This window comes from Haloarcula nitratireducens (genome assembly GCF_019599505.1).
This window is the reverse complement of sequence record NZ_RKLT01000008.1, coordinates 1-20,456: the sequence shown is the minus strand read 5'-3', so window position 1 is coordinate 20,456 and position 20,456 is coordinate 1. Positions and strand designations below refer to the sequence as shown.

General features: G+C 53.4%; 15 protein-coding genes and 1 pseudogene. 10 read left to right on the top strand and 6 right to left on the bottom strand.

Annotation, left to right across the window (positions count from 1 at the left end):
- Window positions 1–454: 454 nt before the first annotated feature.
- Window positions 455–1,723, bottom strand: coding sequence for an orc1/cdc6 family replication initiation protein (locus EGH23_RS16700; protein ID WP_220581127.1), 1,269 nt, complete (start codon window positions 1,721–1,723; stop codon window positions 455–457).
- Between the two features lie 174 nt (window positions 1,724–1,897).
- Window positions 1,898–2,413: pseudogene (locus EGH23_RS16695) on the bottom strand (DNA polymerase domain-containing protein); the annotation flags it as partial.
- A gap of 38 nt (window positions 2,414–2,451) precedes the next feature.
- On the opposite strand from EGH23_RS16695, the gene EGH23_RS26420 reads away from it, so the two are divergent.
- From EGH23_RS26420 to EGH23_RS16680, 4 genes are all read left to right on the top strand, one after another.
- Window positions 2,452–3,285 (top strand): TIR domain-containing protein, encoded by an 834-nt coding sequence (locus EGH23_RS26420; RefSeq protein WP_218055062.1) that lies wholly within the window; start codon window positions 2,452–2,454, stop codon window positions 3,283–3,285.
- Window positions 3,286–3,497: 212 nt separating this feature from the next.
- A complete protein-coding gene (locus tag EGH23_RS16685; protein WP_220581126.1) occupies window positions 3,498–4,265 on the top strand; it encodes a RipA family octameric membrane protein in 768 nt (255 codons plus the stop codon).
- A gap of 11 nt (window positions 4,266–4,276) precedes the next feature.
- Window positions 4,277–4,498, top strand: a complete 222-nt coding sequence (locus EGH23_RS27225; RefSeq protein WP_071401626.1) for a DUF8139 family protein — start codon at window positions 4,277–4,279, stop codon at window positions 4,496–4,498.
- Window positions 4,499–4,577: 79 nt separating this feature from the next.
- On the top strand, window positions 4,578–8,384 hold the full coding sequence (locus EGH23_RS16680) for a helicase-related protein (protein WP_220581125.1): 3,807 nt from the start codon (window positions 4,578–4,580) through the stop codon (window positions 8,382–8,384).
- A gap of 8 nt (window positions 8,385–8,392) precedes the next feature.
- On the opposite strand, the gene EGH23_RS16675 is transcribed toward EGH23_RS16680, so the two are convergent.
- Window positions 8,393–10,552, bottom strand: coding sequence for an Eco57I restriction-modification methylase domain-containing protein (locus tag EGH23_RS16675; protein WP_425433241.1), 2,160 nt, complete (start codon window positions 10,550–10,552; stop codon window positions 8,393–8,395).
- Between the two features lie 309 nt (window positions 10,553–10,861).
- Between EGH23_RS16675 and EGH23_RS26415 the strand changes: the two genes are divergently transcribed.
- Complete coding sequence (locus tag EGH23_RS26415; RefSeq protein ID WP_236044892.1) at window positions 10,862–14,515, top strand: Eco57I restriction-modification methylase domain-containing protein; 3,654 nt, start codon at window positions 10,862–10,864, stop codon at window positions 14,513–14,515.
- A 49-nt stretch (window positions 14,516–14,564) separates the two neighbouring features.
- Here the strand turns inward: EGH23_RS26415 and EGH23_RS16665 are convergent, their stop codons facing one another.
- Window positions 14,565–15,236, bottom strand: coding sequence for a site-specific integrase (locus EGH23_RS16665; protein ID WP_084777746.1), 672 nt, complete (start codon window positions 15,234–15,236; stop codon window positions 14,565–14,567).
- A 131-nt stretch (window positions 15,237–15,367) separates the two neighbouring features.
- Here EGH23_RS16665 and EGH23_RS16660 point away from each other — a divergent pair, with 131 nt between their 5' ends.
- The 3 genes from EGH23_RS16660 to EGH23_RS16650 all read left to right on the top strand — a co-directional run bounded on the left by EGH23_RS16660 (window position 15,368) and on the right by EGH23_RS16650 (window position 16,851).
- Window positions 15,368–15,934, top strand: coding sequence for a hypothetical protein (locus EGH23_RS16660; protein WP_236044891.1), 567 nt, complete (start codon window positions 15,368–15,370; stop codon window positions 15,932–15,934).
- 57 nt (window positions 15,935–15,991) lie between these two features.
- A complete protein-coding gene (locus tag EGH23_RS16655; RefSeq protein ID WP_220581123.1) occupies window positions 15,992–16,426 on the top strand; it encodes a TRAM domain-containing protein in 435 nt (144 codons plus the stop codon).
- Window positions 16,427–16,578: 152 nt separating this feature from the next.
- A complete protein-coding gene (locus tag EGH23_RS16650) occupies window positions 16,579–16,851 on the top strand; it encodes a hypothetical protein (RefSeq protein ID WP_220581122.1) in 273 nt (90 codons plus the stop codon).
- 85 nt (window positions 16,852–16,936) lie between these two features.
- Here the strand turns inward: EGH23_RS16650 and EGH23_RS16645 are convergent, their stop codons facing one another.
- Window positions 16,937–17,632, bottom strand: coding sequence for a hypothetical protein (locus EGH23_RS16645; RefSeq protein WP_220581121.1), 696 nt, complete (start codon window positions 17,630–17,632; stop codon window positions 16,937–16,939).
- The gene (locus EGH23_RS16640; RefSeq protein ID WP_220581120.1) at window positions 17,629–18,303 is read right to left on the bottom strand and encodes a helix-turn-helix domain-containing protein; all 675 of its coding nucleotides are present in this window, start codon (window positions 18,301–18,303) and stop codon (window positions 17,629–17,631) included. The genes EGH23_RS16645 and EGH23_RS16640 overlap by 4 nt, the downstream gene beginning before the upstream one ends.
- A gap of 494 nt (window positions 18,304–18,797) precedes the next feature.
- Here EGH23_RS16640 and EGH23_RS16635 point away from each other — a divergent pair, with 494 nt between their 5' ends.
- Window positions 18,798–19,670 carry a ParA family protein gene (locus EGH23_RS16635; RefSeq protein WP_004594451.1) on the top strand — a complete coding sequence of 291 codons (873 nt, stop codon included), beginning with the start codon at window positions 18,798–18,800 and terminating at the stop codon, window positions 19,668–19,670.
- Window positions 19,663–20,148, top strand: a complete 486-nt coding sequence (locus EGH23_RS16630) for a DUF7970 domain-containing protein (protein ID WP_220581119.1) — start codon at window positions 19,663–19,665, stop codon at window positions 20,146–20,148. Before EGH23_RS16635 ends, EGH23_RS16630 begins: the two co-directional genes overlap by 8 nt.
- Window positions 20,149–20,456: the final 308 nt, after the last annotated feature.

Here is a 20,456-nt window from a genome sequence, read left to right as displayed (position 1 = left end):
TGAATGGGCTACTAACCGCCACTCTCTAACGAGACTTCACGCCGAGAGAAGATAGAGCAACACGCGGATAGATTACGCCTCGTTTACCCCCACACCCCTCAGTGTGAATGGTCCACCACCCAGGGTAACGCGATTAAGAAGCCCTTAACAGCAGAAGTCCTCACGCCGTAGGGAGGGTTCTCGCCTCAGTGGCGAACCTTCGGCTTCGGCACAAGGCCTCGCCTTTTAGAATACTTCTAGTCGGAGAGCTGTTTAGACTGTAGTATAATAAAGATAACTACAGCTGCGGTGCGGTGCAGTAGCGGATCGGGGCAGTTACCGTGGCAGAACGTGTAAGCCGCTCTTCGTGCCGTACCAGGTTGTTCAGAGGAACGAGCCTGCTTCCTCGACTCCCGCACTATCTCTACAACCGTCGTATCCTATGGGGGACCATTCACACCGAGGGGTGGGGGTGTCACCATCCCATCAACGTCTGGAGTTCCGGCGTTGAGTTGATCAGTCCAGTTCGCGTACTCTCAACGTCTCCTTGGAGGGAATACGACCTGAACTTCCCCTGATCTCCGCCTTCCTTCTTTTTCGATTCGAGAACTCCTGTCGTCACGTGCTTGTTCAGAAGCTCAAGCGCACGATTGTATCCCTTGGGCTCTACTTCGACGTCCCGTGCTACTGTTTGGTAAACCTCGTGAATCTCTGACGTCCGGAACCATTCTTTCTCCGGGTTATTCCGGTCAAGACGCGTGAGAGCAAACAGGAGTAATTTCCCGGACAACGGAGTCCCTTTCACCATCTCCATGAAGAGCTCAACTTCGACGAGTTCGTCAGCTTCGAGAACGTGATTCGCTGTCACGATATCGTCGCCTTCTTCGTCGGCGATCTCGCCCGCATTTCGGAACAATCGGACTGCCCGTCGAGCGTCACCGTGTTCTTCAGCTGCGAGTTCAGCTGTGGTTGGAATTACCTCGTCATCGAGGACACCGTCGTAAAATGCGTCCCGTCGATTTTCGAGGATTGCAATGAGCTGGTCTTCTTCGTACGGTGTGAACGTTCGGTGTTCTGGCTGGAGAGTCGATTGAACCCGTGACTCAATTTCGCCTTTGAATTCGATGTCGTTCGAAATCCCGATTGTAAGGACTGGGAAGTCAACGTCGTCTTTTGATTGTGACCGTGATAGCGTGTAGAGGACTTCGTTCACTTCTCCGTGCTTGTCGATTTCATCGATAATGACGACAAGACCGCCAGAAAACTCCCGCTGAACAACGGGCCACAATTTCTGATCCCGATAATGCTCGGCTGAGAGGCCCTGATAAGGGACATCAAGTGGGTTCTCTGCTTTCGCGTTCACCTGCTCTGCGATCTTTCGGAAGGTGGAGGTATACGTAGAGATGGGGTCTGGGTTAATGTAGGCAGTAACGATGGGGGAGTCCGTTCCTGCAGTTGCTGCTTCAAGCCGCTCGCAGACGTGTCTTGCAACTAGTGTCTTCCCCGTCCCGGTTTCTCCCCACTCCAGGACGTTATCCGGGACGCTGTTTGTCCGTATCTTTCGGAGATTCTTGGCCAAGAACGTGATATGGTCGTCTCGCCCGACAATTCGATTGGCGTCAGGAACGTTATCGATCTCGAGCAACCACGGTTTCTCAAAAATATCCGATTCATCTTCGCTATCCCCTTCGTCGACATTTAATATCTCGTCGACGGTGGTTTGTGTGGAATCGTTGTTTGGCATGAGCGGACCAATTCGCCCCATTCACATATAGGTTGTCCACCCTCGGTGTGATTGATTTGCCTCCATTCACACTCCGGGGGGTGTTCCAGAGAGCAGGACCCCCCGGAGTGTGAATGGGATCGACCTCGTCGCCAACTTGTGATTTTGCTCACCTCAGAAGAGAATTGAGACTACTCATCCGTTCCGGGCTGCTGTAAACTCCGTCAGCTCCACCTCCCGTGTCTCCGCGAGTCTCCGTCGAATATCTGTACGATCCCACCCCAGCGGCAACAGCACGCTCTCAATCGCTCGAACCAGCTGCGTCTCGTAGTACGAGGCGTCGTAGGTCTTGATCTCCTCGTGGGCGGGGGCGACCCGGTCTCGCGAGGATTTCTCGTCGTCGACGACCACGTATTCGATATCCTGGCCCGGGTGGACTGCAAGTTCCTTCTCGCGGGCTCGCTTCAAGGCGGCCACGTTCTGTGTATTCTGTGAGTAGCCTTCCAAGGGCTTGGAGACACGATTCCGCTCGACGAGCCGCTCTACTGCTACGTTGCCCGCCTGCAGTTCGTCGATTGCTCGTTCGAGCCGTCCGAGCACCGCGTCCGGTGACCGCGTGGTATCGAGCCGGTCGAGACAGTCCCGCTGGACGTCCTCGATGAACGGCGGGGTTGAGCGCTGTCGGGCTTCGATGCCTGAATAGCAAATATCCCCTTGGGTTTAAATATCCAAATTGCGATGTATCGCCTGTGACACCCAACGAAAACGACCCTGTCACCAACGTGCCGACCGTCGAGGTGCAAAGCCCCACCGGAAGCCTTGACGTGAATGCCCTTATCAAATCAAACGGGGAAGACGATCCGTTTGCTGGCCTGTTCGAGGATACTACTGGAGGCTCCGATACGACATCCGTTCCAACCACGAACCAACAAAACACCGATGTCGTCGATCTCGGAAAAGACCTCCTCGCCGGATATGCCGACTGGAAAGGTGGACAAGTTGATCATGATCCACACGACGATCCACTTCGTTACCTTTGGCACGACGCCCCTGAACTCATTATCGCTGCTGCTGTGGCAGGCTATTTCACATACAAGGGCGCTCAAGGACTTGGTGGCCTAGTTTCATCTGGTTCAACAACAGATGAGACCGGCACGTCGACGCAGCCGCGTCTCCCTCTGGAAGATCGGCCGTATCGGGTGTTTGTGAGTCACTCGTGGAAGTACTCCGAAGAGCGTGAACGTATTGAGGAGTTCCTCGATGATGAAAATCGGCTGGACTGGCAGAACTTCAGTGTCCCAGAGGACGATCCGATGGAGTTTGAAGATAAGAATGATCTTCGTCAGCAGCTCTATCAGCAGGTTGGGCAGGCAAATGTGGTCGTCGTCGTCGCTGGGATGTACGTCTCGCACAGCGAGTGGATTGAGGAGGAGATTGAGATGGCTGACCATTTCGAGAAACCCATTATCGGTGTGCGACCGAACGGGAACGAGCGGCTTCCAGTAGTGGTAAAGGAGGAAGCCAATGAGATCGTCGGTTGGCGGCAGAAGTCTATCGTGAACGCCATCGCGAAGCATGCATAATCTACCCTCGGACGAGTATGGCCCAATGCAGGGGGATGGCTGTATACGATCTTCACCCAGACGGCCAGAGCGTGATAAGGCGCTCATCAATCAGTACGGGTACTACGCAGAAAGCGTAATGGCGACCGAACAGCGTTTGGATCTGAACTGTTTCGACGGTCTCCTATTCTTAGAATGGCGCAAAGCATCATTCGCCGACACCTTAGCGGAATATGTCTGAATCAACTGACGAGAGCGAGCCGAATAATGCAAATCTTGGCGAAAATACCGAGGACAAAGACACGCCTGAAACAGAGCCGGAACACCCCGAAGAGGTTACTGGGGGAGATCCGGCCGAACCGGCCGAGCCCAATGCCGTAGAGAATGGGCCGTTAACGAATCTGAACGACGAAGAGACGGATCGCTTGATGGATCAATACATCCACTATGGGGAGGTGGCAATCGAGACTGCGAATCAGCGGGTTCAGATGAACCGATTTTTCGGCTTGATTTTGACGTCGATACTAGCCGGACTCTTCGCTCTCGCCAGAGGAAATTTGACGACTACGAGTGCAGCAATCGTTCTATTCGCCTCTGGATTTGGAAGTCTGATCTGTTACTTTTGGTATCAGAGTTTACAGTCGTATCGCCGGCTGAACAAGGCCCGATATGCTATTCTCAACCAAATCGAGTCTGCCCTTCCTGTCCGAGTGTATCTTGATGAATGGCGATACCTCAAGCGGGAAAAGCCCGATCCGGAAATCGTTGAGCCCCGACCGGATGACGACCCAGATCACCGCTCGCATACGATTGTCGAACAGTGGTTTGTCCGTCTCCTTGCCGCTGGATATCTTACTGTCGGAGGATACGCTGGCGGGTTCATTCTAACTCCTTTGCTCACGGGTGCAGGCTATTCTCTGCCGTCTCCGACGGCAGTCGGGCTAATAACCGGTGCGACCGTTATGGCTGGTTCGATAGGGCTATTCTGGATTCAGAGCTGATGACACCTACTATGAAACGATTCGATATTGGAGACACGGTCCGAATCGATATCCCGGACGTGACAGATCCAGATCACGAGCGTCTCCATGGACGTCGAGGAACAATCGTTGAGATCCTCTCAGACGATGCAGGAACTGTGACTGGTGATCAACGAGAAGGCTATCTTTTCCGGGTTGAAATCGCCAATGGTGACACCGTTGACGTCCGCTGGCGGGATCTTCGGCCAGTTTGATTGACTATTGTCTGGTGCCACCTCTGTAGGGAGGTCACTAAACACTAAGTTAGCGTACTGAATACATCTCGGCATTACGATGCTCTCGCTTCCTCCGCTTGTCGATAACGCCAATAGAACACTAGAAGACGCTTACAAGCGGATTATTCCCCAGATCGAGGAAGGCCGTATCGCAACTGGATACTTTTATCTCTCAGGATTCGACCTCTACCGGGAAGACCTTGAAAATCTGGCTGACCCCGAGGAACTCGGCCACGCTCCACTTCGGATCTTGATGGGTCGTCAGACGAATAGGGGAACTGCTGACGAAATCGGTGAGGGGCAGAATCTCAAAGAGGAGCTCAAAAGAGAGGTGAGAGAAAGCATCTCGGAGCTGAATAACGCTCAGATCGGGCGACTAGACCGGCTACGAGACTTTATCGCCGAAGGCGAGGTGAGCGTCCGTGTGCGAAATCCTGAAAACGGTTACTTCCACGCAAAGGGTGCATCATTTCGAGCACCACTCGAAGACGACGAAGATTGGGGACAAGACGAGGATGAAGACACCCGCCCATGCGCTACAGTTGTCGGCTCCTCGAACTTCACCAAGAGCGGCCACCAGAACAACATCGAACTGAACCTCACGAGTCAGGATCGACACAAGGCCGAAGCGTTCGAGGAGTGGTACGACAACCAGTGGGCCAACGCCGAGGAGTTCAGTGAGGAGATCATCCGAATCATCGAGAACAGCGAGGAGTACCAGGACTGGAAGGAACAGCAGGAGGACGAGTCTGACCAGGAGACGTCATCTGAGGAGCTGGGCACGTATCTCGAACCGTTCGAGCTCTACAAGCTGCTCGCCTACGACGAACTGAGTGGGAACGTCAACATCCGTGACAGCCCACTGTACTACTTCCAGAAGCTCGGGTACGAGAGTGCAAAGGAGAAGCTCTCCCAGTTCAACGGGTGCATCGTCTCCGACTCGGTCGGCCTGGGAAAATCATTTATTGGCGGTGAACTCCTCCACGACTACCGCCAACGTGGCGACCACTGTCTCCTCATTGTCCCGGCCAACCTGACTGATCAGTGGGAAGACCTACTCCAGAACGACACTGACGAAGACGGCAATCCGTACTTCGGGTTAGAGGTAGACGGCACGCACCTTGACGTGATGAGTATCAGCAAGTTCCAGAATCTCTCCTACGACGAGGTGCAGGACCTCAAAGACGAGTTCGACGTCCTGCTTATCGACGAGGCTCATCGGTTCCGGAACTACGGGAAGTGGCGACCGAATCCGGACCACGATGATGACTACAAGGGGACGCGACGACACGCGAATCTCAGGCAACTCCGCGGAAAGACGATGATTATGCTGACCGCGACCCCGATCAATAACAGCGCTACCGACCTAAAGAACCTCATCAGCTTGTTCACCAGCCCGGAGGAACTTCGGAACAAGGCGTCACTCGACTTTGATGCGTTCGACGAATATATCGAACTCTCGGAGACGCGAAAACGCATCGCATCCGGGAAAGAGGAGGTCGGCGACGACGAACAGCAAGAAATCACCGAGCAGCTCCAGCGACACTCCTCTGAGATATCGAATATCCTTAACGAAGTGATGGTTCTCCGAACGCGCAAGCACGTCAAAGACCAGATACAGGACAGCGAAGACTTCGAGATGAGCTTCAAGCCGCCGAAACTCAACAAGCAACAGTACTCCCTGCCGGCGGCCTACCAACCAATATATCGGATGCTTCCCGACGTGATGGACGCCCTCCACCTACCCCACATCACAGTCAAAAACCCGAAAGCAGGGAGCACGCTGAAAGCTCTCTACAAGCTGAACCTCCTCAAACGGCTCGAGTCCTCAACGTACGCGTTCGTCCAGTCGATCGAGACGCTACATCAGAGCGAACGCCAGCTTCTCGGCCTTCTTGGTGAACTTCCCGAGGACGAAGACATCGATATGCTCCGAACTGTTCGGGAAGGGGATGACTCTGAACTCGGTGACTTTGTCGAAGGAGCCGACGCTGCTGAAGATCTCGAACAAACACTCGAAGAATTTGGTTTCGATACCACCGCTATTCAATCGGAAGAAGGAGCTGATACCGAGGGAGATGAACTGGCAGACGCCACCATCGGCGAGGTGAAGACGTACATCAGGGAGGACCTCACCCTTCTCTCGTACTTCCTCTCGCAGTTCATCGGTGATGTCGCCCGTGATGCGGGTGATGTGAGCGATTATGCGGTTTCCACGCGTCAATGGCTCGCTGACCACGACGCTGGTGTCCTCCCCGATATTCCTGAAGAAGAGATGAATCCGATTCTCTACCCGAATTGTGACCTGAGTGAAGTTGACCCTGCCACACGCGACTTTTACGAGGCCGTCTTTTCACTCCGCGAGTTCCGCGACCCGAAGATCGACCGACTTGCAGATGTCCTCACTAATCACGATCAGAAGGTGCTCATCTTCACGCAGTATCGGGCAACTGCAGACTACGTCTATAGAACCCTTTGTGACAACGAGGATTCCCCACTCACAGAGGCGAACAGTGCCGTCGTCAAGGGTGGCGACGAAAATAAACAGGACATCATTCAACGCTTTGCTCCCGAGGCGTCAGGCTACCAGCAAACGCTCGCCGAGTCGGAGGACTCAGAGCTACAGTACGTAGTGGCCACTGACACGCTGAGTGAAGGGGTTAATCTTCAGGACGTTCATGTTGTGGTCAATTACGACCTGCCATGGAACCCGATGCGGATTGTCCAGCGTGTCGGGCGGGTCGACCGGATCGGGAGTACCGCCGAGAAACACGTTCACAACTTCTACCCGGACGGCGACATCGAGGCGGCGATCAAGCTCCTGAAACGCCTGCAGGCAAAGATCAACGATATCGCGCTCATCGTCGGGAAGGAGAACAACATCCTCGATCCGAACGAAGACCAGATTCTCGAAAAGACAGGTGTAGACACGGAGAAGACAATCGGGGAATTACAGGTGGACGAGATTGAGGACTCTCTCCAGAAGTCCCGTGAAATTGACGACGTGAATGAACTCGACGACACGAGCAAGAATCCACTTCTCCGCAATGCTGGGAGTAATGAACACGCTGCGTTCGAGCGGTACCTTCTAAAGCGAGAACTGAACGAGGATTATGACCTGACTGCGGAAGACTTCGAGTACGCTGAGGACTTCTTCGATGACCCGCCCGAAGAACGAGAATTCCTCTACACGAATGTAACTGACCACGATGCCGGTCCACGGCCGGGCGTGTTCGCCCTTGCCCACCTCTGGTTCGACGATGATGACCACGAGTCCCCGCTTGGACGCGTCCGTCGTGCTTTCTACTACAAGCCCTTCGCTGACGAGGTCAAAGAGCGGCCCGTGAGCACGCTCAACATCGACCCTTCAGTTGACGGCGAACCGATCACCGGAAACCCAGATACGGTGTTGTCGAACCGTGAGGAGATTCAAGCAGTACTTGACGAGCGTCTTGAGGTGATTCGAGAAGGCCAGGTTGAGGGAGCTTTCAAACAGGGAGAGGCTTTCTCGAAGGAACAGGAGACGATCCTCGATTTCATCAGTCGCTACGTTCAGCCGAATTACGGCGATGAGCCGGCTCCTGTCGAAGAGTTCGAAACGCTAGGAGAATGGGCTAACGACATCGAAGAGCGGTTGCAGGAGGTAAAACTGGCGAACACCGATGAAGACCGAATTCTACGCGAGATCTTCCGCCAGAACGAGCAGTACGACTCCTTCCCAGAGTGGCCGACCGTGGAGTTCCTCAGTCAACTTGAGGAGTTCTTGGAAGAAAACGTCGAAACCTCCACTGAATACCAGACAAAACTGATGGGGGAGAGTGATGTGCAAGCGAAGCTCGTATGCTGGGGGGTTGTCGGACAGTGATGCGGGAACTACGGTAACGGTCCCTTCTGGTCCAGCAGATCATATCTCTCCAAGACCAGATCGAAGTACATCTCATCCATCAACTTCGGATTCCCAACGCGATGGAAGTCGTCGAGAACAAACTTCACGTCACGACGTTCCAGGCCATACGCGTGGAATGCGGCCGCGTCGATTTCAGCCTGTAATTCTCTTCGTTCTTGATCTCCTGTCGCTGCCTCGATTCCACCGAGGCGCTCACGCATTTCTTTGAATTCCTCCCCGTAACAGTTCAACCGGGCAGCTCGTTCAGCGATGTAGTGGAACCAGTCATCGCCGTCGGTGAGGCGTGGTAGCTGGGATTCCAATAGCTCGCGTTTGACGATGTGCGTCTCGACTTTGGTCCGCATCAGGAAATCGAACGCAATGCTGTTCAGGAGCCCCGTTGCCACGAAGAGTTTTTGATTCGTGAATCGCCGGACGTAGGGTGACCGAAGTGGGGACTCTGTGAGGTGGTCCTCTTCAGGCTCAATAGCGAACGGCTTGAACGTGTTAATGGTGTGGAGACAGATGACGTCCTTCGGAAGCACCGTCGCTATGATCGTCCGCTCGTCCCTGGAACGAGACACGTCTCGAATGCCGATTCGGTATTCAGTACAATCGAGCAGGACATCCTCTTCTTCGAGTCCGTGACCACGGTGTTCTTCGAGTAGTTCATCTACGAATTGAACTTGAGACTTGCTCGTCTCTGAACCTCCAAAGGCGTCGTAGATCGCCCGTTTGAGATTACCCCTGTTGAACTTCTTCTCTCGAACACGGTACTGAGCACTATTCGGTGGATCGTACATCTCCCGACTCCAGTACCGAGGGTTGTCCAAACTCTCAGTGTGAGTGTTATCGTGTTCGAACTGGTGGATGTTCGCTCCCCCATATACTGGATAATCAGCATCATCTGGGGAATTTTGCAATCGGTCTTTATCCGTGGACTCAACGAACTCCTTCGTCAACATATCCACTGACCATGCGTCTTCGATTTTCTCATCAAGAGATGGTTGGGTGACTACCTTGCTGAGAACGTCGGCTTCCACTTGCGACGTGATCGAGGGGAAAATTCTACCCTCGGGAGAATAATTGAGAAGCACTTCACGCGGGATTTCTGCGGCCACATCTTGGATATTGTAGACTACGTCCATGCTCCGTTGATTGAAAATACCTCGGAGTCGACTGGTTTTTCCACCATACTCAAACGTCAGAATTGCAAATCGGTACTGCCGGTGTATCTGCTCAAAGATTCCCTTATTTTCGAATCCGATGAGATTCTCTATGTCTGTGTGGTCCAGTAAATGTGTCCGCAGGTCTTTCCCCATCACTCCCCCGAAGATCGTGCCGGGGAGGAGCAGACTCACCTTCACGCCGTCTCTAGAGAGTCTGAAGACTCGCTCTAGAAATAGAGCGGATAGCTCGTTCTTTGTCGGCATCGTCCGACCGCCCACCACCGGAGATTGGAGCTTATAGACATCTCCCTGTGTGAAGAAATCTGCTTGAGTCTCCATCGAGTCCTTGTAGTCCTCCCAATCCCAGGCGACTTCAGGGTTCGAAAGGAGGTCTTCCATCACACCGTCCTTTTCCTCTGACGGATAGGTACGGAACTGCTCATCGTAGCGGATGAAGAAGTCGTCGCGATTCGCGTAGAGCATGTCCCACGGTGGATTCCCGATGAACACGTCGAATCCACCTTTCTCGAAGACGTCGGCGAACTCTAGCGGCCAGTGGAAGGGGACCCACTCCCGAATTTCCTCGATCGTTATGTCGTCAAAGCCAGCGTCTTGGAATTCTCGCCGAAGGATTTCGTCAAATTTGTCTCGGTGTTCCTCTATTCTGTCTTCTGCCTCTTTCCGCCATTCCTGGGCTTCAACACTGGTCTCAGCTATCTTGTGTTTCTTGATGGCCTCTTTCACGTCATCAAAACGGGTTTTCACCTCCCAAGAATCGAGATCGCTGTCTCCATCTTCGTTACTCTCGATGTCCGTATCGAGTTGGCCGATTAGACTGTTCCCCTGCCGTACGTTGAAATCGATGTTGGGGAGCGGCTCCACCTCGCTCGGCTCATCCTCGATATCAGCGACCATCGACAACCAGAGTCTGAGCTTACAAATCTCAACAGCCCCTTCGTCAATATCGACTCCGTACAAGTTGTTGATGATGGCCGTTCGCTTTGCGTACAGTGATGGGCTGCCTTTTCCTGACTCGATTTCCTCTATCTCTTCTCGCGTTCTAGATTCTAACTCCCAGCCTTGTCCTTCAGCTTCGAGCCGCTGGAAATACTCAATGCATTGTATCAACTGAGCGTGTCGCTGTTGGCCGTTTTCGACTTGTTCTGCGGATGTCGGTGAAATACGAGTTGCTTCTCGTGTTGTACCTAACAAGTGTATTGGCCAATTCAGTCGAAAGTCACCCTCATATCCATCATTTTCATATGAGTAAAGCAAGTTTCAGGTGGTATGACTCTCCAGCAAATCACCGCATCCGATATTGCGGGCTGGGACTCTCTACGGGATATCGCGAACTCATTTGAAAAGCGCGGGCTCAAACCACGCCCGAAACTAGGTGACGACAACGAACTCGTAGTCCAGCTTGATGATGACGAATTCATCGTTATTGTCAATGCGGGCCCCGGCGAGACAGCCACAGATTTCAAACCGGAAAATCGCTCACGACACACCAACCTCGTTGCCACCAACGATTTCGAGAATTTTACCTTCATCACGCGAGTTCGGAGCTGGGAGGGGCAGCAGCACGGTCGAATTAAGCATCAGAAGATTTCGTTCTCGAAGGAACAGTTCACGAGGGACAGCGGAGAGAAGAACACTATTCTCCAGAAACTGAACTCGATTGAGTACGGTTCTGCTGCTGCGATTTATGATACGCTATACGACACGCAGCAGGTCGTCAAGGAGTTCTATGAACAGTTCGAGGAACTCCGGACAGATCTCATTCAAGAGGTCACGGGCATTCCCGACGATCGTGGTGATGCGAAGCAACGATATGTGCAGGTCATTCTTGACCGGATGATCTTCCTATACTTCATCCAAGAAAAGCGCCTCCTTGATCGGAACCCGAATTACCTTCACGAACAGCCGAATGAAGTCGTTGACCAGGGTGGTGACCACTACGAAGAGTTCTACGAACCGCTTTTCTTCAAATACTTGGCAGAAGACAAGCAGAATCCTGACTTCGGTAGTCTTCCGTACCTGAACGGTGGCTTATTCGCAAGGAACCCTGTCGAAGAGGAGTTCCAGAACGTGAAGTTAGGCGGCTCTGCCGAGGAAACAAACGAGCTCTTCGACGATATCCTCGACTTCCTCTCCGATTGGAACTGGAACGTCGACGAACGACTCGATATCGTCGATCCCAAGAACCTCTCCCCAGCGATTCTGGGTCACATCTTCGAGCAAACGGTCAATCAGAAGGAGATGGGAGCGTACTACACACCCGAAGAGATCACGGGGTTCATGGCCAGGCGGACAATCCATCCGTATCTTCTCGATCAGCTCAACGAGGCTGTGGGCGCGGACTACGACGAGATCGACAACGTGTTCGGCTTCCCCGTGCCCGAGGCAGATACTACCACAGAAGCTGTTGCCGATGGCGGAACCATAACTCAGCAAGTTCCAACGGAAAACGTTCAGACCAGCCATGTGGAGAATCTCTACCACGATATTCTGAAGGAAGCACACGTTCTCGACCCCGCCGTTGGAAGTGGCGCCTTCCTGCTCGCCGCACAGGAGGTTCTGATGGACCTATACATACAATGCATTGAGTATTTCCAGCGGCTCGAAGCTGAAGGACAAGGCTGGGAGCTGGAGAGTCGTAGTCGCGAGGAATTAGAGAGTATTGAAGGAGGGCATGGAGGGATATCACTTTTCGCAAAGCGGTCTATCATCCTCAACAATCTCTACGGGGTCGATATCGAGGACGGAGCAGTCGAGATCTGCAAACTACGCTTGTGGCTGTCGATGGTCGCTGATATCGAGGACGAACCGAACGAGGTCGAACCACTCCCGAATATTGATTTCAACATCCGTCAGGGCAACTCGCTGATTGGATTCACTGAACTCCAAGAAGTCGCACGGGAGGATGCCGGCGACGCGTCACTCTCGAATTGGGGTGTCGGGACTGCGGTCAAGGACCTCTATGAGGATGTCATTCGGGAACAGGACCGTCATCGGGCGGCGGATTCAGCCCGTGAAGCGCAGAACGCTCGTAAAATGGCTGAGCGAAAAATCGACTCCCACAGTGAGGAGCTTAATGAGAAAATCCGCGATCAGTTCAACGAACTCGCTGACGAGGATGTTTCTCTTGGGGAATTAGAGGAATTCTCACCGTTTCATTGGGTGCTTGAGTTCGCGACAGTCTATCGAGAAGGCGGCTTTGATGTCATCATTGGAAACCCCCCGTGGGATGAACTGAAGCCATATCGGACGGATTTCTTCCCAAAGTACGATACTGAGTTTCGTAGCCGCCCGCCAAGTGAGAAGGACAAGAAGGTAGAGGAGCTTTTAGAGACCCCTGAAATCGCTTCTGAATGGGAGGAATTCCAGCGTGACAAGGAACGCCAAGCGACCTATATCAACCAGAGTGGAGAATACGAGTACCAGACGCCAAGCGTAGAAGGGCAACAGGTTGCACGGACGAACGACCTGTCGCTACTGTTCTTTGAGCGAGTCTATGATATCGTCAGAGATGGTGGGTATGTTTCACAGCTGCTTCCTGGTCCGTTTTTCAATGCTGCCGCTGGGAAGGATTTGCGAGTCCATATGCTCGAGGAGTCGACGGTTCAGCATATAATTGGATTCGAGAACAATGGGACCTTCAATGACATCCACGGTCAGTATAATTTCGGAATAGTAACATTCCGGAATTCCGGGAATACTGACACTGTTAACGGTATCTTCCATCAGACCTCTGTTGATACCCTTCGGTCGATTGATGATGTAGCTCTGGAGATCCCCGCACGCATCCTCAAGGAGTATTCTCCCGGTGCTCGGATATTCCCAAATATCGAGGATCAACAGGAGGTCTCAGTGCTGGATAAAATTCTCCAAACACCTCCATTGGCGACCGAAATTGAAGGTGCTTGGCGTACGGTCCTGTACAAGGAACTGGATCGGGGACGAGACCGAGATAGATTCATCGACGACGAATCCAAAGGGGATTATCCGGTCTATCAGGGAAAGAATATCCACCAATTCTGTTATGAGTCGACCTACGTCGACGACCTTGAACCAGTTTCTTTGTGGAGTGTCGATGAGGATAACGAGGAGTTGAGCGCGAAGCGTCGCGTTCGAGAGAAGAACTTCCGTGCCCGGGACGAGGCAATCAGCCTCAAGAAGGCTATCTACAACAAGTTCAATGATGACCCTGAGTTCAGCCATCTCCCGTCAAGTTCCCAGAAGCGTTTCGTCAATCGATTGCTAACCGAGGAATTCGACCGTCTAGAACTTTCCTTGGAAGACGTCCGTCTCCATAGCTCTGAGTATCGACTTGTGCTCCGTGAGGTCGCTCGTGCAACTGACGAACGGACGCTCATTGCGGCTGTAATCCCACCCGGTGGAGTGGTCGTCCATACGCTGTACACGGTCCGGCCATTTGAGGCGAACCCTACCAAGGGTGATCTTTCGGAATTCCCGATTCACAGTGCTTACGACCGTGTTTTCACCGATAAGGAGCTTTTCGTCGCGCTTGGGCTGATCAACAGCATCCCCTTCGATTTCTTAATGCGGACAAAGGTTGATTCCCACGCCTCTAAGTACAAGTTTGAGGAGTCACAGGCGCCCCGACTCACTGACGGCGACAACTGGTTCCACTACATCGCTGATCGTGCGGCGAAGCTCAACTGTTACGGTGAGGAGTTTGCTAAAATGCGTGAGCGACTCGGTGGGATTGATCCGGCGACGGATATGGAGACCCGGCGTGAACTACAAGCCGAAGTCGACGCGGCCGTGTTCCACGCATATGGGCTGGATGAGGAGGAAATGCAGTTCGTCCTTGATGACTTCCATCGGGTGTCGAATCCTCGAATTATGACGGAAGCGTACTTCGAGAAGGTCGCTGAGAAATACACTTATCTTGGAGATGTAGGCCCGATGGAGTAATTACTGAAATAGCGCTACGCCTGGTTCCTGATTATCAGTGGCTTCAGATTTACTGATGAATACTGTCCAGCGCTCGTCGGGTCATAGCTCCATCGACATTTAGATATTGACGTGCGGTCGTGATGTCCTCCCACCCGAACATTGCTCGGAGTGCGGGAAGATCCAAGCCTCTTCCTGCATGGTACGACGCTGCTGTGGCACGTAATCCATGTAATGAAGTTGCGTCGTTAGACAATTCTGGAGACAATTTCAGGGCCGTCTCTAGACGTCGCTGTAAGGTCGAGAACGAATACGGCCAGCCACTATGTTCGTCGAGTAACAATTCAACCGCAACTCGAACCCGATACGAAAAGTGGTACGGAACTGTTCGAGATGCGGCTTCTGTTTTCGGGAGCCAATAACGCTCAGCAAAGCTCTGAAAATCCGTATTGGGATTGTGATCTAGCCGTTGTTTCACCGCCTGCCGGCAGTATCCACAGATGCCACCATCCCGTCCCTTCGTACAGTTTTCCTGTGTGGGAATCTGGATCATCTGCCGCTCTAGGTCAACCCACGATTTCGACAAGTGCGTTGTTTCTCCTGGTCTAAGTCCAAGACGGCCTCCAAGGAGAATGGCCGCTCGTGTTTCGAGTCTCTGTTGTGTATCATCTATTCGCCCAGCACCTTCTAACAGTAGTTCGAACTCGCGTTCGCTAAGGGCCCTCTCTCGTGTTGCTACCATATCCATCGCTGTCTGTCGATACAAAGATAATCCGCTTCTTCTTCGAGTGGCAAGGTGAATCGGTTCACAGCCGCCAGAATTGCCGTCTGATATGACAGGAAGTACTTATGGGTGCCCTCCGGACGAAGCGTATGGGACTCTTTGAGACCTTATTTAGCTCATCCACTGGGGACACTGACCCTCAGGCACAGCAACCGAGTCAGCACGAAATCTTCCCCGAGGACAAGTACAATGTCGCATACGCTGTAGCCGCTCGGCGTGAAGAAATTCGGGCGTTAGAACACCTTCTAGAAGCGGATCAGACCTCACCTACCGCCTTGGAGGCTGAGCCTTTCCTTCAGGATATAATCGAAGATATGGAGCGGGATCGGGAATACTCCCTCCGCCTTCGCACCTCTGGGGAGGAGCTCGTCGACGATATCAGTGAACTCATAGAGCATTGGGACACTCAGGTAGATGAGCAGATAGGGACGATTTGGTGGCCTATCGGAGCAGATACGAGGTTCAGGTTGTACCTCCATTATCTGGAACTCCGTGCTGACGCGGAGGATGACCAATTTTCGTTCCCGGAGTCTGCTGGACAGGTTCACACTCTCGTCCAGCGTGGTCTCAGTGCAATGGAAGATGATGACGACTCGAAGCTCGCTGTAGTCCACAAGCGAGACATTCCTTGGGAAGAACCAGCTGAGGACAGCTGATCCAGTTCGCTCCTTCTCAAAGAGACCGATTAATTGTATCCAGTATCAAACCCAGTTATGGTAGAAATATCAGACTCCCTGTGTTCGCTTTTCACTGCGAAAATTAAGGAGGAGGATGGCACTTTCGTCATCGAGATTCCTCCGAGTGAGATCAAGCACGGGGCGCTGACCGGTGATGAAACGTATCGCATCGCTCTCCTTGATTCCTCCTCCGAAGCTGAATCAACATCCCCACAGGCCCCACGGCATTCCGCCTCTCAGGGGAGCACGAGCCATGATTCATCTGGTCCTCCTGTTGATGAGGGAGAAGTGCGCGACGTGACAATCGAAACCGTCGGTGATCAAGGAGACGGTATTGCGAAAGTCGAACGGGGGTACGTCGTGATCGTTCCCGGCGCTCAGCCCGGCGACGAGCCAACAGTCGAAATCGAACAAGTTCAGGAGAACGTCGCGTTTGCGAGCATTGTCGATAGCGATCCGCGAGCACTCTAACCTGTTGCCCCTTCTGTGGATCGGTCTTCTTCTCGGTAAACCATCGGTGTGAGAAGGCTCCGTTCGCGTTTGTCTGATGGAGGTGGTTCTGAAAGTCACGTTTTCTTCACGCGCTCGCGATGGCACAACCCTCCAAAGCCGAAATACAATCTATGACAAAGGAACCGATTGAGGTACTCGACGACCTGGCCAACCAGGTCGCCGATGAGTTCGAGGCGTATAGACAGCCGGACGAATTCAAGGATGTCTCGCTCGTGATTGAGAACAGCGACGAGGAGCGTCCGACGCTAATCGTCCACGTCGATAGGGAGGATGCGGAGGCTCTTGCCGACCGCATTGATGAGTTCCTCCGCGAGCACGGTGCTCGTACTGAACGGGAACGACACTCAGCTACGGATGTCCGTGTGTTAGCGACGGTCGACTGACAACCACCCCTCCAATTTTTTGACTGACTGCAAGCACCGCTGAAGGGCCTTATCTTCACTTCTGGTCAAGGGAGTCCCGACCGATTCAGCTCAGGTGGTCAATCTGTGCAGACAGATACTCTTGGAGAGCGGTGACCGTTTCTTCTGAGACAGCTGAGGCCCCGAAGTCACTCCGAAATCCGTGCTTGAGTTCGTCGCTCTCCAAGATCTCCAGACCACGCTCAAGCTGCTCCCGTAGCGCACCGTCGTCCCCTCGCCGCAGGTGGGGTGTGACAGCGTCGAGATCGATTTCTTCTGCCACTGCTAGGACGTCACGAAGGTCCGTTTCGCGGCCGCTGTGGAGCTTTGCCGCCACGAGGACGGCCCCATCGATCACTCTGGCTGTCGTCGTCACTGTGCCTCCGCTCACCTCCTGTTGGTGGCTGTGGTCGTACAGGTAGTCGAACGACCACTGTGCCTCGGTCTGACGACACCCGAGTCCGTTCACCAAGAGGTCGAAGCCGATCGGCTGTTGCGGCGTGAGCCGCTTTTCGTACTCGATCACCTCTGTATCGTAGAACCACTCCTTGGCATGGCTGTCCGTTTCCTCGAAGTTCCGACGTTCGAGGAATTCGACGAAGTCAGCTTTGGAGTCCGGCGCGACGACGATATCGAGATCCGTGGAGAAGCGAGCATTGAACGCTGAGACAGCGTACCCGCCGACGAGAACGTACTCGTGGCCCTCTTGGGTGAGCTCCTCGAGCAGTTCGATGAGCGCGTCACTTCGGTTGTTGAAGCTCATGGCTGTGCCCGTCCGGTCTCTCGATACGTGACGCCGAGGTCGAGGTCCTCGTACATCCGGTCGAGCATCGCGAGCGCCGACTGGAACTGGGCGTAGTTCTCACGCATATACTCGATCGTCTCTGCTCTCGGTATCACCGGGTACCCCTCGACGTGCTCGATGTCGAGGGACGGCCCTGGCTCGAGGACGATCTGTAGCGCTCCGTCCAGCTCGTGACGGGGCTGTCGTTCGAATGCGGTTGGGAGGTCGAACGACTCGAAAAACACCTCCCAAGCGTCGACGTCCTCCTCACGGACGGCCAGAAACAGTGGATAGTCGTTGGGCTCGCGACCGACCTGGTAGCCGCCCTGGGTCCACACGTAGACGGCGTCGATCCGTGTGAATGCGAACGGCCAGTCACCGAACTGCGGGATGACGTAGGCCTCCTCGATGGATGGTGGACTGACGCCGGCGCTGGCAGCGACGAGCTCTCGTGCTGCGTCCCTCACGCGCTCGTCGACGACAGTGAGGCCGTCGTCATAGGAAACGTAGCCTGCGTCTTCCAGCCGATTGACGGCCTGTCTCACTGTCTCGTAGGGCGTGTGGAGGTGTTGGGCGACACGGCGGATGGAGTCACCACTCTCGATGGTGAGGATGACCTGCGCCGCGGTGTCGTCGAGAACCTCATACATCTGGTGGTTACCAATAATTCGGTAACAGTTAAAAGTCTTACTAGAGGACGGGGTAGAACGGCTCTGTCTGAGTTCTATCACTCAGGACTCTCCCATTGAATGACTGAAGAATGTAGATCTCATAGCCAATCTGCATAATGTGGAAAATGTAGATAATGCAAATTGGGCTTCTTCAATTGGTTTGTGTGGGTGGCAAAGATTGCGATGAATACGTATGAAATGCTGATAATCTAAATTATGTAGATTGCGTAGGGCCGACGGTGATTATAACAATTGAGATTGTGCCAACAATCTACGTAATGTACAAAATGTAGATTGTGTAGATGGCGTACGCAATCTGTCTGACACAGAATTAAGGTGGACGAGCTTCATTGACCGCGTATGACCAGTGCGAAACTTACATTATCGACAAAACTCACGCAACCATCAATATCCACCCAATGTACATTACCTACAAAATGTACAAAATCCACTTCTCACGGGGGTGCTGAGCTATGAGTGCTGACGAGTTTGAAGGGCTCCCCGGAGCAGCTGTCTCGTTGCTCAAGGGAGGGGTAGGGAAATCCACGATTGCGCTCAACATCGCTGATCGACTCGCTGCTCGTGGCCATGAGACGGTACTATTGGATCTGGATAAGGACGGGCACATGACGACCCAGTTGGGATACGACGATGCGTACGACCGAGATGCGAACCTCGGTGACGCCCTTATCGATGGTGAGGACCCCGAAGACCTGCTTATCGAGACGGACTTCGGCGTTCACCTCCTCCCGTCGAGTAACGAGCTCGAGAACGTCGAGACGAGACTGAAGGACGAACGGTTCGCAGACGTGAAGCTTCGGCGGAACGTTGTCGATCCGCTCATTCAAAACGGATACGACTACGTGATAATTGATGCCGCAGGCGGCCGTGGGAAACTCTCCGACAACGCCCTCATCGCCGTCCAGCGCGTAATAATCCCGCTAATCCCGCGTGCTGGCTCGATCAACGGCCTCAATAAGATGATTGAACGCCAGATCTCCCCAATCCGGCAGAATATCGGGTTGGATATCCTCGCAGTCACTCCGAATATGATTCGCGAAACAATGGGACAACGCAACGAGCATCGGACTCTCGTTGAAAATCTCAACCGGGAGTTCGGTTCATTCGTCCCCGAGTACGCTCGTGTGGACCCGGAAATCTTCGATGCCCTCGATGATTCGGGACGCACCATCGATAGTATTCCGAAGCCAGGGATTCGCGAACGGACCGCGATTTCTCGCGCGTTCAAGCAAGGAATGCCGGTCTCGGAGTTCGACGAAGATTGCGACCAGATCCCGAATTTCGACCACTTAGCGGATCTCGTGGAGGAACACAGCCATGCCTAATGAGGACGACCGTTTCGGGGATGTCGCTGAACAGCTCAAACAAACGGAGGAAGGAGTCGAATCGGATGACGACGAACGTACTGACACCCAGGATGAACCGCAACCGGATGAAGAGATAATTCCTGAGGACACAGAGTCGGAGACTGAGTCCATTCCTGAGCAGGATGAGGAGGATGTGGACGAATCCACCGGTGGACCGGCCTTCTCCTTTGATGAGACCGATATGCACGGCTTCTATGTCCGGGAGGACACGTGGGATGGCGTCACCCGGATGCGATCATCGGTAACTGCTGCGTGCTCTATGTTTGATGTTCCCGAATTTGAGGGAAGAGAGTTTCAAGATGCGTGTCTTCGGGTAATTGCGGACCACGGTGATGAGGTCGCCCTCCAGATCCTCCGGGAGCGTGGTATCGAAGCCGATGAGGAACGTGTTCAGGAAGTTGTGGAGATGCTGAGCGAGCAAGCTACGAACGACTAACATTGGATTTGGGTGATTTCTCTCATCATTCAGATTTCGTGCGCATTGTACATTATGTAGATTGTGTAGCAAGCCATCTGCTTGCAGTCTCGCGATTATTCTCGGAACCGGGTCCGAACGGCGGTCGCGCAGAAGTTGAGACTGGTGTTCTCAATGCATAGCTGTAGCAATTCAATTCACTTGGCTCTGGTGAATCGCTGGACGGCATCGGCTCCGACCGTCAGAACTAGTGGAATGAAGCGGGAAACCGCCGATGGTTCATGTCGAAGATTTCCCGCTTCACGAGCAAAGCGGTTCAGTTAGCTAAA

What these genes read in the sequence shown, in the direction of transcription:
- EGH23_RS16645 (WP_220581121.1), bottom strand. Translation starts at nt 17,632, where the DNA reads ATGAGCTTCAACAACCGAAGTGACGCGCTCATCGAACTGCTCGAGGAG.
- EGH23_RS16635 (WP_004594451.1), top strand. Translation starts at nt 18,798, where the DNA reads ATGAGTGCTGACGAGTTTGAAGGGCTCCCCGGAGCAGCTGTCTCGTTG.
- EGH23_RS16660 (WP_236044891.1), top strand. Translation starts at nt 15,368, where the DNA reads ATGGGACTCTTTGAGACCTTATTTAGCTCATCCACTGGGGACACTGAC.
- EGH23_RS16650 (WP_220581122.1), top strand. Translation starts at nt 16,579, where the DNA reads ATGACAAAGGAACCGATTGAGGTACTCGACGACCTGGCCAACCAGGTC.
- EGH23_RS27225 (WP_071401626.1), top strand. Translation starts at nt 4,277, where the DNA reads ATGAAACGATTCGATATTGGAGACACGGTCCGAATCGATATCCCGGAC.
- EGH23_RS16630 (WP_220581119.1), top strand. Translation starts at nt 19,663, where the DNA reads ATGCCTAATGAGGACGACCGTTTCGGGGATGTCGCTGAACAGCTCAAA.
- EGH23_RS16665 (WP_084777746.1), bottom strand. Translation starts at nt 15,236, where the DNA reads ATGGTAGCAACACGAGAGAGGGCCCTTAGCGAACGCGAGTTCGAACTA.
- EGH23_RS16680 (WP_220581125.1), top strand. Translation starts at nt 4,578, where the DNA reads ATGCTCTCGCTTCCTCCGCTTGTCGATAACGCCAATAGAACACTAGAA.
- EGH23_RS26415 (WP_236044892.1), top strand. Translation starts at nt 10,862, where the DNA reads ATGACTCTCCAGCAAATCACCGCATCCGATATTGCGGGCTGGGACTCT.
- EGH23_RS16640 (WP_220581120.1), bottom strand. Translation starts at nt 18,303, where the DNA reads ATGTATGAGGTTCTCGACGACACCGCGGCGCAGGTCATCCTCACCATC.
- EGH23_RS16685 (WP_220581126.1), top strand. Translation starts at nt 3,498, where the DNA reads ATGTCTGAATCAACTGACGAGAGCGAGCCGAATAATGCAAATCTTGGC.
- EGH23_RS16655 (WP_220581123.1), top strand. Translation starts at nt 15,992, where the DNA reads ATGGTAGAAATATCAGACTCCCTGTGTTCGCTTTTCACTGCGAAAATT.
- EGH23_RS16700 (WP_220581127.1), bottom strand. Translation starts at nt 1,723, where the DNA reads ATGCCAAACAACGATTCCACACAAACCACCGTCGACGAGATATTAAAT.